We start from the raw sequence: 16,914 nt of genomic DNA, 5'->3' as shown, positions 1-16,914 counted from the left end.
TGTATAAGAGACATATATATAAGTTATTTTAAATTGCTTTGTTAAAAAAGTCATTACTTTCAAAATCTGAAAGCAAATACCAATATACTTACTAATGGTTTATTTAAAGCCTATTAAACTATTGCTGTCATGCCTGCTGAAACATGTGCAACTGCAATGTGGTAGTTTTTTATTCCCTCAAAAAATTCAAATGGTCAAATATTCTTTCTTCCTACCGTCAGCATTAGAGAAGTTGGCATGTTTACTGCGCTTTATGCCGTCTGCTCCCCAGCTGCCCCATTGTTTGAAGAAAAAAGCGGTTCCGGCAACCTTGCATTGCCGTCGGATGTTATCCACCCAAACAGGCTGCATCCGTCTTGCTTTGGAGCCGGATTCCCCGCCGACGATAACCCACTCGATGTTTGTAAGGTTTAAAGGCCCCAAATCTTCCAACAGCGGTTCGCAGGAAATAAAGCGGACGGTTGCCGGAATATTCCTAAGCAGTTCGATCCGGGGCAGGCCGTAACGCCTGTCTTCTACCGATACGCCTAGCCATACATTTTCAGGAACGGTTCGCGTAGCGAAGTATTCCGCCATTCTTTCCGCCCGCTTGGTCAGCACCTGATAAGTGTGTTGCGGTGTCTGCCGGACGGTTTCAAAAATACGGTCGATGTAAGAAAACGGTACGTTTTCGTGAAACGTGTCGGACATGGAGTTCACAAAATAAACCGCCGGCTTTTTTCTGTCGGCGGGTTCTTTCAGACGGCCTTCCATCAGGGTAAGGACAAAACCGTTTTCATAACCGGGCGTGTTCATGGACTGTAAACGCTTCGCCATTGATTCGGCGTAACAGTTTTTGCATCCGGGCGATACTTTGGTACAGCCGGTTATGGGATTCCATGTACGCTCCGTCCATTCGATATTGCTGTCAGCCATATAAACCTCTTTAAGTACGAGTGTCCGAGACAGATTGGCCGTGATAGGCGGCTTATCTATATCGGCGGTAATTAAAACGGGATTTCTTGACAATCTTGCTCAGAACCGCTTTCAAAGCACGGAAAATCCGCACCACTCGGTTCATCCTTACAGCCGTTGTCCAAATCACTCTCGCAATTCACTTGCTGATAATCGGACGGGAAAAGGCCGTCGGCATCAAAACAGGCCGTCTGAAAACAGCCGTACCGATGCCAAAAATCCCAAAACCAATATTCCTTTTCCCCCGCATCATTGATGAAGTAGAGACGCGCGCCCAAATGTTCATGGGCGCAAAAATCCCGTAAAGCGGAATCAAGGTCTTCGTATTCGTGAAGGGCGCAACCGGATTCAATGTAAAAAGCCATATCAAACCTCCAGAAAAATATTGCCGCCCGTATGTGTCACAATGCCCATCCGATTGCCATTTGTGCCGTCCGTTCTTGATGCAATTCGGCAAAAGCGGGATTCAGTTCGATACCTATCCACTTTCGCCCCAAACGGTTGGCCGTTTCCGCTACGGTACCGCTCCCCGAAAACGGGTCCAGCACCCAATCGCCCGGACGGGAACCGGCCAAAATACACGGCTCAACCAGCTTCGGCGGGAAAGCCGCCAAATGGTCGTGCCGGGCGGCGACGGTGGATACCGGCCATACGCTGCGTTTGTTACGCAGCGGCCGTGCAGGCGTATGCTCACGGTTACTGCGGTGTTGGGTCGCACGCTGGCCGGGATTCGGCGTTGCCGTATATTTGCCTTTCGTCCGGCGGAAATCATTTTGTCGGTTTGCACCGGGGCGTCCGTAACTGTCCGATGGCTCCCGGATCGCTTCATGATCGAAGTAGTAACGATTGTTTTTGGATAACAAGAAGAGATATTCGTGTGAGCGGACGCAGCGGTCGGTAACGGATTCGGGCATCGGGTTGGTTTTATGCCAAATGATGTCTTGGCGCAGATACCAGCCGTCTGCCTGCAAAGCGAGGGCGACACGCCACGGAATGCCGATCAGGTCTTTGGCTTTGAGGCCGTCTGACAGCGGTGTGCTTTTCAGACGGCCTGTCAGTTGGGCGTTTGTCTGAAACGAATCTTGATATCCGCTAAACGGGCTGCCGTCGGCATTACGGCCTTTGCCGCTGCCTGCATAACTGTCGCCGAGGTTGAGCCATAAGGTTCCGTCATCGGCCAATACATCGCGCACCATGCGGAACACTTCCACCAAGTTGCCGACATACTCGTTTACCGTCGGCTCCAAGCCGATTTGTCCGTCACAACCGTAATCACGCAGGCCGTAATAAGGTGGAGATGTGATACAGGTTTGAACTTTCACGCCTTGTCGGGTCAGCCGGGGCAGCACTAGGCGGCAGTCGCCGGTAAACAGGCGGCCGTTGTCAGATTGGGTGTAAGCTGTCATTAAGTAGACCTTTCATACCAAAAACCGTCTGAAAAACAAAAGATGTTTCCGAGTAGGAAACATCTCTCTAAAAAACGCTAATGTGCAAATTACCGTGATATGTCTTTATCTTGGTTTTTGTTATCGTATTTTTGGGATTGCTGTTGCTGCTTATAGTGTGCAGGCTGAATACCTTTAACGGTGTCGTACTGGTTTTGCGCTTTGGTATCAAACGATTGCCCGGCCACTTCTTTGGCCAGTTTGCTGATGATCCGCGCTTCGCTTTTATGCCCCATCTTGTAAAGCTCTTTGGCTATCAGACCGTATTGTTCCAGGATAATGCCGCGCGTCTGCATGGTTTCTTTTAGATACGGATGCTTGGGGCGGTCATTGTTTTTCAAGGCTTCTATCAATTCGACGGCCTGTTGTCTTGCCACATTGGACAACACACCACGCTGCCGCATGGCACGCAGCAGGCTGTTTTCCGGTTTTTGGACTTTTCCCCGGTGTATGCGCTTGGTGGCCGCGCACATCACTCCTTCTTCGCGTAACTTTTCGGCAAAACGGACACGCCACTCGAACAAATCGGCTTTGCGAGGATTGAGCCGCTGCCCGAACTCGTCGCGTATCAACACGCATAAATGGACGTGGGGGTGTTTCGGTTCGTCGGGATCGTGGCTGTCGTGGTGCAGCCCGAACACATATTGATGCCCGGCAAATTGTTCGGCGGCGAAGTTGCGGGCGGCATTCAACACCGCGTCCGGCGGCGTGCCTTCGGGCATGGATAGCACAATATTAAGTGCTTCCTTATGCTTGCTTTCTTCGGGAATGCCGAGCTTCCGCCAGTCGTCTGCAAAATCCATGACCGCGCTTTTGCCGATCAGCTTTTCGCCGGATTGCGTTTCCAGCGGCACTTCGCCGTTTCTCGAAACATAATCCAAATGGTTACGAACACCTTTCATACCTTTGGAGTTGTTACTGAGCCGCTTCGGGATTTTAACCATTACTTCGGGATGTTTGAGGGCGGCGGCGCGCAAGTTGGCCAAACCGCTGCCGGGCTTCAACGGCTTGGCGGGATTGCGCTTTCCGTTGCCGAAATACAGCCCGCCGTCTTTTTTGGCTTTAATCGCCCGGGTTTTATACCCCAAGAACCAATCGTCTATTTTACGGTGCAATGTCATCATCACTCCTTTCCGGCTACTCCCGCTTCCTGCGGCGGTTGGTTTGCAGCACATGGTTTACCTTGCCGACGTGGGCATCAATGAACTTTTTCAGTTCGGCAATCTGTTGGCTGCTCAAAGATACGTTTTCGCCCGCATTCAGGCGGCGGGCGATTTGGTTGAGATTGCGGCCTATCATGACCAACTGGTAGTTAGACTGCGACAGCACGTCGGCTTCAAATGCCGACAAAATCGGATGATGCGAGATATGGGATTGGATAATATCTCTGACGACATCATTGATGGAGCCGCGACGTGTATCCGCTGCCGCTTCAAGATAGGCGCGGTCTTTATCCGGTAGGCGCAGGGTGATGCGCTTTTTACATTTGGGCGGCGGCAGTTGTACCGGATCGGGTTCGGCGGCGGCTTCCAACTCCGCCTGCAACAGTTTTTTGGCCAATAAAGATACACTGGCTTTCCCGAAACGTTTAAAGGCCACTTCGCGAAGAGATTGTAATTCGTGTTCTTTTAGACCAAACACCCTGACAGGTATTGATTTCGCTTGGTTAGCTGTTTCATTCATAAATCATACATCCCGAAAAAGCCTGCATCGCGTATAGATGCAGGCTAATCTACAAACGCTATTCAGAATCACCGCTCAATACCGGTTTCAGGTTGCCGCTCCGCCGTGGTCTCATATTTCTTGGCGGTATCCTGCACATGCGACCGGTAGAAATTAATCCTTGCCTGCATCTGAATATCGACAGGCAGGCCGAATATGGTTTTTTCCAACGCATGTTCCAAAACGGTGCGGTGCTGTTTGTCTGCCGTTGACAACGTGGCCGTCTGCATCAGGTATTGGTGTTTGAGTACATTCAAGCTGCCTTGCGGACTTTGCTCCGACACGCCATTGGAAAAGGCCGTCTGAACGGTTTCAGACGGCCTCATTGAGCTACTTAAACTTTTTTCAGATGGCTCTGTAAAGAGACCGTCTGAAACATTGTCCGGCGAAGCAGATTGCCATGCTTTATCGGCAACGGTATCTTGAGCGGGGTTTTCCATACTGTTTGTTTTCAGCGTTTTTTCGCGTTCCTGCTTATGCAGGGCACGGATATGATTATAGGTATCGCGGAATTTGGCGTATTGTTCCCCTTTAACGCCTTGCAAATGACTGTAACCGAACTCCTGTTTGTCTTCGTGCCACACAATACGGGCTTTTTCCACTCCCGGCACGAAAAAGCGGTTGGGATACTTGCGCCATTGCGTAATTTCTCCCGCTTCCAACATAGGCTTTAAAAATTCGGGAATCGGGGTGCGTGCGACATAATCAATTTTCCGCTGCTCCCGCTCAATGGCCGCCTCTGTTTTTTCGATGCTTTTTTGAAGAGTGCGCAAACTCTCGTTCTGTCGTTCCCAACGGTTCATGGTCGCTTGGCCGTTGCGCTTGTCGTTAAGCGGTTGGCCGTTTGCAGACTGCACGTCGTCGAAATGCGCCTGCAATTTGTTGTCGAAAGCAGTCTGCTTTTTGGCCAAAGACTGCTGCAAAATCTCCATGCGTTTACTGCTGGCGGGTTTGCTTTCGTTCTCCATGTACTTACTCCGAAACAAAATAAGCCCGAACTGCGATGTCCGGGCGGTATGGTCCAAATGTGAATATGGCCGTCTGAAATTTCAGACGGCCATAGGCGATAAACAAAATATAAGGTTACGGATATTCTTTCCGTACATGAAGTACCGACAGGATTTTCACACGGCTTGGGGATACTTCGTAAATAATCAAGTAATTGGGGTGTATCACATATTCTCTGGTATCGGCCACGCGACCTTTTCTGCCTATATACGGCAGAGTGGACAAATGCTGAACCGAATCATGTATCAGCAAATCCATTTCAACGGCTGCATGAGGATTGTCTGCAAAAATAAAGTCGAGAATATCGTCAACATCAGACAATGCGCCTGCCGACCATTCAATGATGTGCATTTTTCAGGCGTTCCAGTCTCTTCATCCGTTGCTGCTCAAAGTGCGCCAATGCTTCTTCATGGCTGACTGTGGAAGCAGCACGGGCGGACTCGACCTTGTTTTCAAGCCATTGCAGGTAAGAATCGGCTTCGTTCGGGGAATCGAATTCCGAAAGTCTCGGATCAAGTTTCAATGCGGTTTCTGCCATCGCGGAACCTCTTTCAAAAGATTGGATAGGGCTATCGTGCCTGATACGGCTTTGTTTTGTCAACGGATAAGGCCGTCTGAAATTTCAGACGGCCTTATCTCAAAGGAGCAGCATTAACGCTCAATTTCCATTTCTTTACCTTGCGAACGTTCATGCTGTTGGTTGCGTTCGGTTGTTTGGTTGGTCGGCGATTGCTGATGGGCGGGCTGCTTAATCGGCTTGGGCAGTTTCAGCTTGGAACCGCTCATCTGTTTGGCCGTATGCTCGTAATAGTTCGTAAGTGCCAACGTGCGGGCATCACCTTTCAGGCCGCGGATGGTGTCTAGAACATTTCGCTCGTGCCATTGCAGGTGCTGTTTGTTCGCTTTAGACAACTTGGCTGCCTTATCCGCGTAAACCGCTTTGGCCGACAGATAGTTTGTCTCCAAAGCAGCCGTTTTCATACGGTTTGCCTGTATAACCACTTCGGAGCGGATTTCGGACTGCCCGACGGCTTGCACGGGAACGCCTAGCTGTGTATCGGCGGCAGGGGAAGAATTGATCGTAGCGTCAGACGGCAATTCATTCTGCGCCATCATCTTATCTGCCTTCGACAGCATCTCCACATCGGGCTTGGCGGACACCTTTTGCTCGCCTTTAGCCGGCGTTTCTTTCTCCTGCTGCTGCCGGTTGTCTTGCACGATCTCCATTCTGAAAAGATTGCGCTCAACTTCTTTTTTCTCGGTACCGGTAACTTGCCCGTTTTCATCACGGACAGCTACTTCAATCTCAACCGGTTGTTTACCCAACTTGTGCAAGTGGATGCGGTCGCCGACTTCGGCTCCGCTGCGTGCCATTGCATCGGGAATATCCACGCCCCAAACGGTGCGTTCCTTGCCCTCGCGCTCCAACACGATATACGGACTGAGTTGCTCTTTAGGGTTGTGGCGGTAATGAGCCGTGCCGACGTCCACAATCCGCTCTCCCACTTCTGCGGCCGCTGCGGTTTTGGCCGCTTCCCCCGCTTGGGTTTCAGACGGCTTTTGCCGTTTATCGCCGGGATATGGGGCGGGCGCAACCTTTTCCTTTACCGGCTCTATTGCCGGTGCGCGTTCGGGCTGCGGTTCGATGGCATTCAACGAACGCTCCTGCCGCATCCGCTCCAACAAGGCCAGGTCTTCGGGTTTGGGGCGGTATCCGGTGGTGCGGATACCCCGGCTTTCAGCCGCCACATACATCATGGATTTAAACTCTTGGCTGCCGCTGATTTTGATGCTGTCCCAGCCTTTGGCTTTGGCCACCTCGAGCATATCGTTGATGGTTTGCATATCGGTTTTGGCGGTGCTGATTTTTTTACCCGCATCCGTGAACATCACGGTAGTGTGGTTGGCTGCCGACAAATATTTGCCACCGGCAACAACGTAACGGCTCTCAATGCTTTCCGGCGGGATACGGTAATTCAAATCAGTCACGGGCTTTTTGACTGATGCGGCATCATGTTCGGGTATCCCTTCGTTTTTCTCCGGGACGTTACCCGGAAGGGGCGATTCCCAGCCCGCTTCTGTTTTACGGAATGTAATCAATTCACCGTCGTGGGTTACGCCTTCATACTCGCCTATATCGCCCGCTTTATCCAAATCGGCTTGGATTTTTTCCGGTGTATCCTGCAAATACTGGGTATCGGTGCGCGGATCATACATTTCATAATGCTTGAAATCGCCTTCATAATACGAATGGCCGGATACCCCGTCGGCGGTACGGCCTCTGCCGAAAACGTGATCGGGATCCACACCCTGATAGGGTTCGGGTTCTTTGCCCCGGCGCAGCGTAGCGTATTCGATGGTGTTTTCCGACAGGGCGGCGTTTTCAGACGGCTTTTCCGCTGCGGTTTCCGTCCCAATTGCATCATGTTCGTTACTGTTCATCTCCTGCTCCTGTAAAACAGAAGCCGCCTCAGTTTGGGCGGCTTGGTGTGGCGGTTCGGCGGGCGGCGGCGCGGAATAGCCCGATAAGCGGGCTTCTTCGGCAACTACGGCTGCCCACTCTTCATCTGTCATGGCGGGTGCGGCGGCGGGGCGCGGTTGTCCGACTTCCGGCGCGACAGCGGGTGCCGCTTCAGGCCGTCTGAAAGCCGAATCCATTTTTTCACGCACGGCATCAATTCCGGCCAAATGGTGCAAGTCGTTAAAATCGCTCGGCAGCTTGGGGCGGCCTTTGTAGTCAGCGCCGTTCTCCAGCTGATACCGGCGGATTTGCGCCATCGTAAATTCAGGCTCGACTACTTGGGCGCGGCCTTCAAAATATGCTGCCGCCTGTAAAGCCTTTTTCATGCCGGTTTGGGATGCGTCGTTGTCCACCGCAAACACAACCGGCACGTCTTTGGGCAGGTTTTGGGCAAGCCGCTCCGATATTTCGGGCATATTACCCGCATTGAATGCCACGATAACGGTTTTACCCGTAGCTTGGTGGATACTTGCGGCCGTTGCGAAACCTTCGGCAATCACAATGCCGTTTTGGGTGTTGGCGGCGTCGCCCACCACCGCAAAACCGCCTTGTACTTGGCCGTCGGCCAAAAACCGCTTGCCGCCGTCCTGATTGATGGACTGAACGTTGACAATCTCGCGGTTGAAATACACCGGTACCAACAGATTATTGTCGCCCTGATACAGGTTTTGGCGCAGCCCGGCAATAGCGGCCGCACCGGTAATGCCTTTGGCCGCCAAGTAGGGATGGCTGATGTCGGCGGGTGTAGCACCCGCCCAAATCCGTTGGGCAAGATGTTTGACCTGTTCCCGGCGTTCGGCACGGGCTTGTTCTTCGGCCAAGCGGGTTGCTTCCCGCTCCGCCCGAATCCGTGCCTGCTCTTCGGGAGGCAGCGGCGTGTAAGGCTTGTCGGGGCGGTAGCCGTTGGCACGGGCGTGATAAAACAGAGAGCCAATGTGTACCAGCCCGGGTTTGAATGATTTCCAAGCTGTTTTAGCATCACGGGCATTATAGTTATCCGCTCCTTGAGACCAGCTGTCCCACAGGTTAAAACCTTCCTCTCCCAGCTCGTCTTTCAGTGCCGCGCCAACCTGTATCCAAGTTTCACGATCGTGTGAATCGATATAAGTTAGTGCATTTCGGATGTCGTCGTAGTTGCTCATAACTTTTCTCCAAAAGAAAACCGCCATCAACATTCAATTAATGGCGGATTATGTGTTTGAAATTAAAAATTTAGTTGGGTCTCTTCAATTGGATGGCTGCTCCATCTTGATAGAATTCCTCAATAAACCAAATGGTACGTCGAATACCACGGGTGGTTGCAACATAGGCAAGGCGGAATGCTTCATCTTTGGCTGCCTGATCGTAGGTCTGAGAAAAAATTTTGCAAGATTCATACACCGCATTTCTGAATTTGTGATTCAAATCATACCTGCAATCACCACATAAAATTGCAACTTCAGCCTGCAAGCCTTTCGATTGGTGAAACGTAAAAAACTTTATATCGCGAATGTTTCTCATCTTTTTATTCAATTCCTTTTTCACGGCATCCAACACTTTTCTGGTTCGCGCCATAACCAGTACTTTGTTTTTGTCTGATTTATCAAGTGAAGAAGCCCATTGATATTCTAAAATAATTCTATTTACAACTTTCTGAATATCATTTGTTTTTTTGAAATCAATATTATTAACAATCTCTATACCTTTGCACCCTATATCATTTTGCCTTACTGCTTCAGCTTGCTTGTCAACTTTGACTCTTATATCCCGTAGAATTTTTTCAGCATCTTTCAGTATTGGTTCTACTGAACGAAAATTTTTCATCATTTTATATTTCGCAGGACGGCTTTCTAATTGAGAAGAAATAGGGAAATGCTCTTCAAAATGGATAAACAGTTCGGGAGCACTCCCACGCCAACCATATATTGACTGCCAGTCATCCCCAATAGCCATAATGGACGGATCAATATTGATGTCAGCTAATTTACGATGAATGGCTAGAATCCACTTTACAATTTGAGGTGAAATATCCTGAAACTCATCAATTAATAAATGCCTGAACTTTAAAAGTTGATTAGTGGAGGGCAGAGTCTCCGGTTGATTTGCACCATTAAGAAATAGTCTATTGAAAGTGATTACTTTGTGATTGCCGATAAACTCCTCAAAGTGAGGCATAAAATATTGTAATGCGGTCGCAAAGTGGAACTCTGCGTCTGATTTTTTGAATAATCGCTTATTTGATATATGGTTTATCGGAATTTGAACCTCCATACCCAAATTCTGAATAAAAGATGCTTGAGCAAAGAGCAACTCTTCAATCGGGCTCTCATTTAGCTCCCCATCCAATTGGATATTGAAACGAGGCGCTTTAATATTAGGTGATAACACTTCTTCTCCATATAAAAGGAGAAATTGTAAGTTCTTCAAATCTTTTACATCTTCTATGTGATAGTAATCAGATGTAATGAAGTTCAATATAAGATTTCTTTTGACAATTAGAGCATTTTTTAAAGATAACTTATCAGGCTGATCATTTTGGTTATAAACAAGCTCTTGATCATCTTTTTTTCCATTTAAACTGAAAAAAATCGGTACGGATTGGTCTTTGATCTTGATGACAGCATTACAGTAAAAAGAATTGCCATTTTCGGTAAATATTTGTTCAGGTTTAAGTTTTAAATCTATACCACTCTTTTGAATATCATCAATCCAATAGCTGTTTACCAAATTAGTGATTTGTAGATCGCGGTTTGCGGCGGTCTTAATCACATATTCCCCATACGGCTTACTATTACTTGTTTTACTTAATTTAAATTTCTTATTGGATATAGATATATGAAAGAGTTGCATGATCGCATTACGAAACTTTTCTATTTCAGTAAAGCAGCTACGATATACCTCAAGCAACTTTTCTTTTTGTACACCATCTACATTAGTAAGAAAGAAATTCTCACAATCATCTTGTGTGAGAATGTCACTCTCTAATGATTTATTTTTTAGAAATTCAAAAAAATCAAAGCTCTTGTACTGTCTTTTTGCTACTGAAGCAAGAGAGGCATGAAAGGTCTTTACCAAATCTTTCAGAAGCTTATCCATATCAACATCGTTTAGAGAACTCTTTTTCTCCCAAATTGGAAACGTTAATACTTTTTTTATTTTTTCTCTCAACTCATCACAAGATGCTCTTGTAAAGGAAATAATTTTTACTTCATTAATGTTGATATTTAAATAGCAAATCATAAAAATGACCCGCAAAACCAATGTGGTAGATTTCCCGGAGCCGGCTCCGGCTGTAACATTTGAAGCTGGATGATCCGACAATATCATTTCCCATTGCTCTTCGGTTGGCATGGAGACTAAGCCAGCATCAACGGCTTTTTGAGTATCTCCCTTCATTTCCTCTACCAGTTTCTTGGTAACAGGAAATTTCTCGGGACCATAAATAGCTGTATCAGGTTCGAGTTCAACATAATCATTCGGTTTATTGAAAGAAATATTTAGTTCTCTTGATTCTCTTGGACTTTCAAGTACATTTTTATTGCCTTGTTCGTAACCCAAGCGATATGTTTCTTTTAATACGTCTATAAAATGCTTTTTTTTGAACTTTGTTGAAAATCTTACCCAACTAGACTGGCTGTTAGGAAAAAGCATGGACAATTCGCTGATAATTTCGTCATCTGGCTCCAAAATTCTCTCCCATATTTTTATATTACTCCGGTAATAACCGTATCATCCCCACTTCTGGGGGGGAGCCTCGATAGGAAGCAGCCCCTGTACGAGTTTTGGGGTCATAAAGTATATTGCCTATACGCTCCGGAAAAAGCTTGTCTATTCTCCAAGCAATTTCAGCAGGACTGTGTGCAGCAGGATTGTGTAATTCTCTTGTGGATAATAATATACCGAAAGTAAAAGCAGAATCACAACCATCAAAACGGGTGACTTCAGGCGGAATAATAGATTTGGTCGCATCTGTATTGCCGATGATAATTACACATGTATTTATTATAGGTGTCCAACTTGGTAAACCGTTACCGTTAATCTCCTCTCTAGTAATACCGGCCTTTTCGGTTGTCACTGCAAACAAACGTCCATTTTTTTCTTCTAAAAATATCTCTTCGGTAACTTTTTCAAGGATATCTGGAGAGATAGAAGACTTGTCGTCAGCACTAATATACAAATCAATCGGCCAACTGCTTTCAACATCCTGTAACATCAATTTGTCGGCTTGGGGCAGAACACAGCGTATTTCATGATGGCTCGTATTTTGTTTGTTTGTGATAACACGGTTTCTCTTACATTCATCAGCACCTGTGATTAAAATTAATTTATACATAACTGCTCTCCAAAAATGAAAATGACCGTCTGAAATTTTCAGACGGCCTGTTTATTACGGTTAATTAAGCCGCTTTCGGCGGATGTTGCTTATTGCTGCCTGTCGAAGTGTTTTTCAGGATTTCCGACACGATGGACATTCTGCCTTCACCCCAGTTTTGGATGATGACCGGTACCACTTCGGCCACGAACTCCGGTTTGCTGTCCGGCGGAATCAGTGCCTTAATCAGCGCACGGGCAATCTCTTCGTTGTTGGCTGCTTCCTCCCACTTGAAGCTCGCCATATCTTCAGGCGAGACATAATCAGGAGTAACTACTTGTGGCGGTTGCTTTCGAGTAAGGGTGACTTGCAATTCAGGCACATGGGGAACCGGTAGATTGGCACGCTCACGCAAAATCGGATCTTCGTGGTAGATGATTTTGTCGGCATAGATAGGCCGGATACCGGTCATGTTGATAATCACATCACTATCGGGCATGATTTTGAGCTCGTCGGGATTCATGACCGCGCGTTTTTGATCGCTCACACTGTTACTGCTGCTACTGCTGTTTTTGCCTCGTGAGCGCGAGGACGACTTGGCTTTGTAGGTATAGTAACCGATCAGCTTGCTGAGTTCTTCAGCCTCATCCTGTTCACGCGGGGCAAACACCAAGCGGCAAGTGAAGTTACTGAAAAACGTTTGACGGCCGGTTCTGCCGTAAACCTTCTCAACTTGTCCGGGTGTCTGAAATACAATGGTTGGGCGGATACCGTAACCGGCCAAGTAACCGACACCTTCTTCGATCGCCGGAATGCGGCCGAGTGCCGTAAATTCATCCAACATCAAAAGGCACTGGTATTTAAGTGCCTTATTGTCCTTTGGCAGCCCTTGCCGCACGTTGACATCGCACAACTGACTGAAAAACAGATTCAGCAGCGTGCCGTAAACTTTGATTTCTTCCGGCGAAATGCCTAAATAAATCGTGGTGAGTTCACGGCGCACGTTGTCTAGGTAAAAATCATCGCCGCCGGTGGCCGCTTCAACCGCTGGATCCAAAAAAATCGCCAGCGGCGCGGTCATAGTGGACAAAACATCACCGCTGGTCTTTGCGTTACCATTAGCGAAGCCCATCAACAGTGTTCGGCAGTTACTGCTGAGTTGTGTTGTCTCCGGCTGCGCTGCCCGCAATTCAAACTCTGCCCGTATCCACTCTTGCAGGGTCTTGCCGTCAGTAGGGGCAGTAAGCCGAAACAGGTTGGCCATCGTGGTTTTGTTTTCCGGCTGGCTTAAATCCCGCTCCTGTTCGGTCTCGATCATATAAAGCAACAGGCCGACGAATAGTTTTTGCGCCTCCTGCTGGAAAAACTTTGCGCTTCCGCGGTCTTCCGTCGGTAACGGGTAGAATACCGCAGCCACCGCCAGTGCATCCTTGTAGGTATTAATCGGGTTTCGGCGCACATAAGTCAGCGGGTTCCAACGGTGACTGATCAACGGTGCAGATGGATCGCGATCATGATAGGGCATGGTGCCCGAAGGATTGAAGAAAAACACCTTGTGGCCGCAGCGGGCGCGGAATCCAGCCGTGATCAGGAAGTTTTCTTTTTTCGGGTCATTGACGGCCATGCTGTGCCGGTAATGTAAGCAGTTCGGGACAACAAAGCCGACACCCTTACCGCCCCGGGTTCGCGCGGCCAAATACACAAATCCGTCGTTTGCCCACCGCAGGTATTCGCCTTGATACTTGCCTATAAGCAAATCGGGTGGATCTGAATCTTCAAAATCGTTTCTCAGCAGCCCGGTCTTCTTTATTTCCCGAAGGTTGGCAAAACGCGCCGAACCGTGCAGTTCCTTTTGAGGGCGGGAAAACACTGTTGTCAACACTACAACTAAAACAAAAACCGGCAGGATAGCTGCGGCAATAGAAGAAACATACAGCCACAAAATCATGTTTTCAGGTAATTGTTCTATATGCTGCCAATATTTGATAAGCAGAGATACCGACGGGTCGGTTTTTAATTCCAGCCATTGTGTATAAAGCATGGCTCCGATATACAAACCTCCGCAGACGGCCACGGCCATCACAAGGCTGAATAATAGAGCCGCTACCAAATATTTCTTCATATCGGAACTCCAAAGCAAAGGCCGTCTGAAAATTTCAGACGGCCTGAAAAACAACCTCAGCTTACATCATGTTGTAAATGCCACCATTCTGCGAGACATCATTACCGGATTGTGTATGACGGTTGGTTGTATGAATAATCTGCATTTCGTTGGCGATTACTTCAGTTACATTGCGCTCGATACCGCTTGAATCGGTATATGGGCGTGTCCGCAATTTACCGTACACCTGTATGCAATCGCCTTTTTTCATATACTGGCAGACGACTTCGGCGAGACGGTCATACAGCAAAACTTGGAACCATTCAACATGTTCTTTAAGTTCCTTCATTTTTTTATCTGTCCATTTTTCGGCAACGGCCACAGTGATTTTGGTTGTAGGCGTACCGTTGGGCATGTAACGTAACACTGGGTCTTTGGCCAAGTTGCCCATTACTTCGATTTTGTTTATATTTGGCATCCTTCAATATCTCCTACATTGCAAGTTAAAATAATAGGCCACCTTTCTCAGATTGGAAGTGGCCTTAATGTTCAGTTGGTAGTACGTTTACGGTAGAAAATTTATTGGTCGGTTAGGGTTAAGCATTAAAGAATCATCAGGATTGAGTTTCTTAACAGAATTTTTTCTAATAGTCCCATTTTTATTGCAAACAATAAAATTCTTATCTGCCGTTAATTTTGATATGGCTTGGTGGGTATCTGATTCAGTTCCCGTTGAACGGGAAGTCAGTCTATTTGTTAACTGAGAGATAGTTTCAGATCTTCTGTACCCTTGTGAATATACTTCTCTCGCCAAAAAGTCCATAATATTAGAAATTGACTCTTGTTTACTATCTTGAGAAAAATTAAATCTTTGTGAAGGGGTGTAATCATTATCTAAATTTACATCATATCCTAAATTAAATATGCCAGGAGTTAAGTCATGAAAACAAAAATTTGCATATTTATAATGTAAATGCTTCATATTATCATGTGCCCTAAATTGATTTGATAAGTGTACAAGCCAATAAGATAATACCTTCTCATTATTTTTTTGCTCAGGAGAAATATAAAACAGGGTAGCAAATTTTGCTTGAGATTGTGTTTTTATAGCATTACCTAACAAGCTTTGAACGCTTCTATACCCATGCCTCTTATCAGATTTCATCATTTGAGTAATGCGTTCTATTGGTATATGGTTTAATAAACCTATATTTCCTAAAGCTGTTCTGTTGCCTTTTGTATCTGATAGATAGTTTATTAGGGTAGTAAAATTAAAATTGACAATCACTTCTACATTGTCATATTTGGTAAATATTTTAGCCAGACCGCTGTAATCCACATCTTTATAAGCATATTGATCAAGAAATAACAGTATTCTTTTCTTAGGAAAACGTTCTAGTGTTGGAATTAAAGACTTATAAAAAAAATCTTTGTACTCCCTTACAGCTGGAGAATAAATAATATTATCTTCATGCTGTACATTAGCATTTTTTTTAAACTCTCCTAATTCATATGTAAGACTATCAATAGCAGATTGATCGTTATCAAGAAAAATATATTCAGCATGCACCCTACGAGTCTTTTCTCTACCTTGATTTATAGAAACTCTCGCAGCCTCTACTGCATACAAGATCGATATAGGGGAGCCGTAATGAAATGAGCGACCTGTTTGCATAAGAAGATTTTCGTCTGACATATATTTTCCACCGCCAGCAAAAGCATCTACAAATGTAAAAGACATTTCGGGGATTATCTGCTTATACATTAGTGTTTCAATGTACCAAGTAACATAATCCGAAATCAACTCGTGTTTTACTATGCTATGTTTATTTAATTCAGGATATTTACCTTGCCTAAACTCATTCCATGAATATTTGCTTTTTTTCTTTGTTGTCTTACGTTTTGAGTTATTTCTCTTATCGTTTATTTCCAATTCGGGAAATAACTCATTTGTGTTATGGTAGTTGTTTGGCATATTTGTTCTATGTAAAATATTTATATTAAATAGAAATATGAGGCATTTCTTCCCATATTTGCCCTTTTAAAATACGACCATTCAGTTTTTTAGCCCTTTTTACTCCATCGGCTCCCCATCCTCCCCATTGCTTAAAGAAAAACGCAACTTGTGCTTTAACACACTGTTCTTGAATAGATTCTACCCATTCAGTCTTCATAGGTCTAGCTTTGGGGCCTGATTCACCACCAACAATAACCCAATGAATATTACGCAAGTCAAGCTCTCCTAAATCTTCTAGAAGTGGTTCTATTGAAAGAAATCTAATTGAAGCCTGTATTGTTCTCAATAAATCAATACGAGGAATACCATATTTTTTATCTTCAACAGATACTCCAATCCAGGCATTTTTTGGAGGGTTGTGTGTCTTAAAAAATTCAGCTAAACGATCAGCACGCTTAGTTAGTATTTGAAAGGTATGCCAATGGCACTGTTCAATGGTAGAAAATACTTGTTCAATGAAACTGAAAGGAACATCTTCGTGGAACAAATCAGACATAGAATTAACAAAATAAATGGTGGGCTTTTTCCTTTTGAGTGGATCTCCTAATCTATCAGGTAAGAGTGTAAGTTTAAAACCATTTTCGTAGCCTGGAGTACGCATAGCTTTTAAACGGCAAGCCATCCCTTCTGCATAACAGTTTTTGCATCCTGGTGAAATTTTGGTACATCCGACAGTCGGATTCCAAGTTTTTTCAGTCCACTCAATTTTTGTTGTTGCCATAAAATATTGTCCAAATACTGTAATTTACTATGATGGTTGAAATAGATAGAAAGAATAATGGCAGTTATGCATTATAGAGTACCTAATATGGCCTGTTAATATGTAATCCCCAAGAATACGTTATTGCAGCAACA

Annotated in this window: 15 protein-coding genes; all 15 read right to left on the bottom strand. The window is 45.9% G+C overall.

Annotation, left to right across the window (positions count from 1 at the left end; all coding sequences use genetic code 11):
• Positions 1 to 186: 186 nt before the first annotated feature.
• The 15 genes from AKG43_RS07595 to AKG43_RS07525 all read right to left on the bottom strand — a co-directional run bounded on the left by AKG43_RS07595 (position 187) and on the right by AKG43_RS07525 (position 16,780).
• Complete coding sequence (locus tag AKG43_RS07595) at positions 187 to 915, bottom strand: phage Gp37/Gp68 family protein (RefSeq protein ID WP_054599963.1); 729 nt, start codon at positions 913 to 915, stop codon at positions 187 to 189.
• Positions 916 to 986: 71 nt separating this feature from the next.
• A complete protein-coding gene (locus AKG43_RS07590; RefSeq protein WP_054599962.1) occupies positions 987 to 1,319 on the bottom strand; it encodes a hypothetical protein in 333 nt (110 codons plus the stop codon).
• A gap of 36 nt (positions 1,320 to 1,355) precedes the next feature.
• Entirely contained in the window at positions 1,356 to 2,360 is a 1,005-nt protein-coding gene (locus tag AKG43_RS07585; protein ID WP_054599961.1) for a site-specific DNA-methyltransferase, read from the bottom strand.
• Positions 2,361 to 2,449: 89 nt separating this feature from the next.
• Complete coding sequence (locus tag AKG43_RS07580; protein WP_054599960.1) at positions 2,450 to 3,520, bottom strand: hypothetical protein; 1,071 nt, start codon at positions 3,518 to 3,520, stop codon at positions 2,450 to 2,452.
• A 16-nt stretch (positions 3,521 to 3,536) separates the two neighbouring features.
• The gene (gene mobC, locus AKG43_RS07575; RefSeq protein WP_054599959.1) at positions 3,537 to 4,082 is read right to left on the bottom strand and encodes a plasmid mobilization relaxosome protein MobC; all 546 of its coding nucleotides are present in this window, start codon (positions 4,080 to 4,082) and stop codon (positions 3,537 to 3,539) included.
• A gap of 68 nt (positions 4,083 to 4,150) precedes the next feature.
• On the bottom strand, positions 4,151 to 5,089 hold the full coding sequence (locus tag AKG43_RS07570; RefSeq protein ID WP_054599958.1) for a hypothetical protein: 939 nt from the start codon (positions 5,087 to 5,089) through the stop codon (positions 4,151 to 4,153).
• A 115-nt stretch (positions 5,090 to 5,204) separates the two neighbouring features.
• Positions 5,205 to 5,480 carry a type II toxin-antitoxin system mRNA interferase toxin, RelE/StbE family gene (locus AKG43_RS07565; RefSeq protein ID WP_054599957.1) on the bottom strand — a complete coding sequence of 92 codons (276 nt, stop codon included), beginning with the start codon at positions 5,478 to 5,480 and terminating at the stop codon, positions 5,205 to 5,207.
• A complete protein-coding gene (locus tag AKG43_RS07560; protein WP_004285818.1) occupies positions 5,467 to 5,667 on the bottom strand; it encodes a hypothetical protein in 201 nt (66 codons plus the stop codon). The genes AKG43_RS07565 and AKG43_RS07560 overlap by 14 nt, the downstream gene beginning before the upstream one ends.
• Before the next feature lie 113 nt (positions 5,668 to 5,780).
• Positions 5,781 to 8,792 carry an LPD7 domain-containing protein gene (locus tag AKG43_RS07555; RefSeq protein WP_054599970.1) on the bottom strand — a complete coding sequence of 1,004 codons (3,012 nt, stop codon included), beginning with the start codon at positions 8,790 to 8,792 and terminating at the stop codon, positions 5,781 to 5,783.
• A 70-nt stretch (positions 8,793 to 8,862) separates the two neighbouring features.
• Positions 8,863 to 11,316 carry a UvrD-helicase domain-containing protein gene (locus AKG43_RS07550; protein ID WP_054599956.1) on the bottom strand — a complete coding sequence of 818 codons (2,454 nt, stop codon included), beginning with the start codon at positions 11,314 to 11,316 and terminating at the stop codon, positions 8,863 to 8,865.
• Between the two features lie 22 nt (positions 11,317 to 11,338).
• The gene (locus AKG43_RS07545; RefSeq protein WP_054599955.1) at positions 11,339 to 11,962 is read right to left on the bottom strand and encodes a hypothetical protein; all 624 of its coding nucleotides are present in this window, start codon (positions 11,960 to 11,962) and stop codon (positions 11,339 to 11,341) included.
• 64 nt (positions 11,963 to 12,026) lie between these two features.
• Positions 12,027 to 14,063: a type IV secretory system conjugative DNA transfer family protein gene (locus AKG43_RS07540; protein WP_054599954.1), complete on the bottom strand. Its 2,037-nt coding sequence runs from the start codon at positions 14,061 to 14,063 to the stop codon at positions 12,027 to 12,029.
• Positions 14,064 to 14,124: 61 nt separating this feature from the next.
• Positions 14,125 to 14,520, bottom strand: a complete 396-nt coding sequence (locus tag AKG43_RS12335; RefSeq protein WP_082403019.1) for a single-stranded DNA-binding protein — start codon at positions 14,518 to 14,520, stop codon at positions 14,125 to 14,127.
• An 87-nt stretch (positions 14,521 to 14,607) separates the two neighbouring features.
• The gene (tcmP, locus tag AKG43_RS07530; protein WP_054599953.1) at positions 14,608 to 16,017 is read right to left on the bottom strand and encodes a three-Cys-motif partner protein TcmP; all 1,410 of its coding nucleotides are present in this window, start codon (positions 16,015 to 16,017) and stop codon (positions 14,608 to 14,610) included.
• Between the two features lie 25 nt (positions 16,018 to 16,042).
• The gene (locus tag AKG43_RS07525) at positions 16,043 to 16,780 is read right to left on the bottom strand and encodes a DUF5131 family protein (RefSeq protein ID WP_054599952.1); all 738 of its coding nucleotides are present in this window, start codon (positions 16,778 to 16,780) and stop codon (positions 16,043 to 16,045) included.
• Positions 16,781 to 16,914: the final 134 nt, after the last annotated feature.

This window comes from Neisseria sp. 74A18 (assembly GCF_001308005.1).
GTDB classification, from domain to species: domain Bacteria; phylum Pseudomonadota; class Gammaproteobacteria; order Burkholderiales; family Neisseriaceae; genus Neisseria; species Neisseria dumasiana.
This window is presented reverse-complemented; position numbering and strand designations above follow the sequence as displayed.

What these genes read in the sequence shown, in the direction of transcription:
- mobC (WP_054599959.1), bottom strand. Translation starts at nt 4,082, where the DNA reads ATGAATGAAACAGCTAACCAAGCGAAATCAATACCTGTCAGGGTGTTT.
- AKG43_RS07545 (WP_054599955.1), bottom strand. Translation starts at nt 11,962, where the DNA reads ATGTATAAATTAATTTTAATCACAGGTGCTGATGAATGTAAGAGAAAC.
- AKG43_RS07565 (WP_054599957.1), bottom strand. Translation starts at nt 5,480, where the DNA reads ATGCACATCATTGAATGGTCGGCAGGCGCATTGTCTGATGTTGACGAT.
- AKG43_RS07570 (WP_054599958.1), bottom strand. Translation starts at nt 5,089, where the DNA reads ATGGAGAACGAAAGCAAACCCGCCAGCAGTAAACGCATGGAGATTTTG.
- AKG43_RS07540 (WP_054599954.1), bottom strand. Translation starts at nt 14,063, where the DNA reads ATGAAGAAATATTTGGTAGCGGCTCTATTATTCAGCCTTGTGATGGCC.
- AKG43_RS07595 (WP_054599963.1), bottom strand. Translation starts at nt 915, where the DNA reads ATGGCTGACAGCAATATCGAATGGACGGAGCGTACATGGAATCCCATA.
- AKG43_RS07560 (WP_004285818.1), bottom strand. Translation starts at nt 5,667, where the DNA reads ATGGCAGAAACCGCATTGAAACTTGATCCGAGACTTTCGGAATTCGAT.
- AKG43_RS07525 (WP_054599952.1), bottom strand. Translation starts at nt 16,780, where the DNA reads ATGGCAACAACAAAAATTGAGTGGACTGAAAAAACTTGGAATCCGACT.
- AKG43_RS07590 (WP_054599962.1), bottom strand. Translation starts at nt 1,319, where the DNA reads ATGGCTTTTTACATTGAATCCGGTTGCGCCCTTCACGAATACGAAGAC.
- AKG43_RS07585 (WP_054599961.1), bottom strand. Translation starts at nt 2,360, where the DNA reads ATGACAGCTTACACCCAATCTGACAACGGCCGCCTGTTTACCGGCGAC.
- AKG43_RS07555 (WP_054599970.1), bottom strand. Translation starts at nt 8,792, where the DNA reads ATGAGCAACTACGACGACATCCGAAATGCACTAACTTATATCGATTCA.
- AKG43_RS12335 (WP_082403019.1), bottom strand. Translation starts at nt 14,520, where the DNA reads ATGCCAAATATAAACAAAATCGAAGTAATGGGCAACTTGGCCAAAGAC.
- AKG43_RS07580 (WP_054599960.1), bottom strand. Translation starts at nt 3,520, where the DNA reads ATGACATTGCACCGTAAAATAGACGATTGGTTCTTGGGGTATAAAACC.
- tcmP (WP_054599953.1), bottom strand. Translation starts at nt 16,017, where the DNA reads ATGCCAAACAACTACCATAACACAAATGAGTTATTTCCCGAATTGGAA.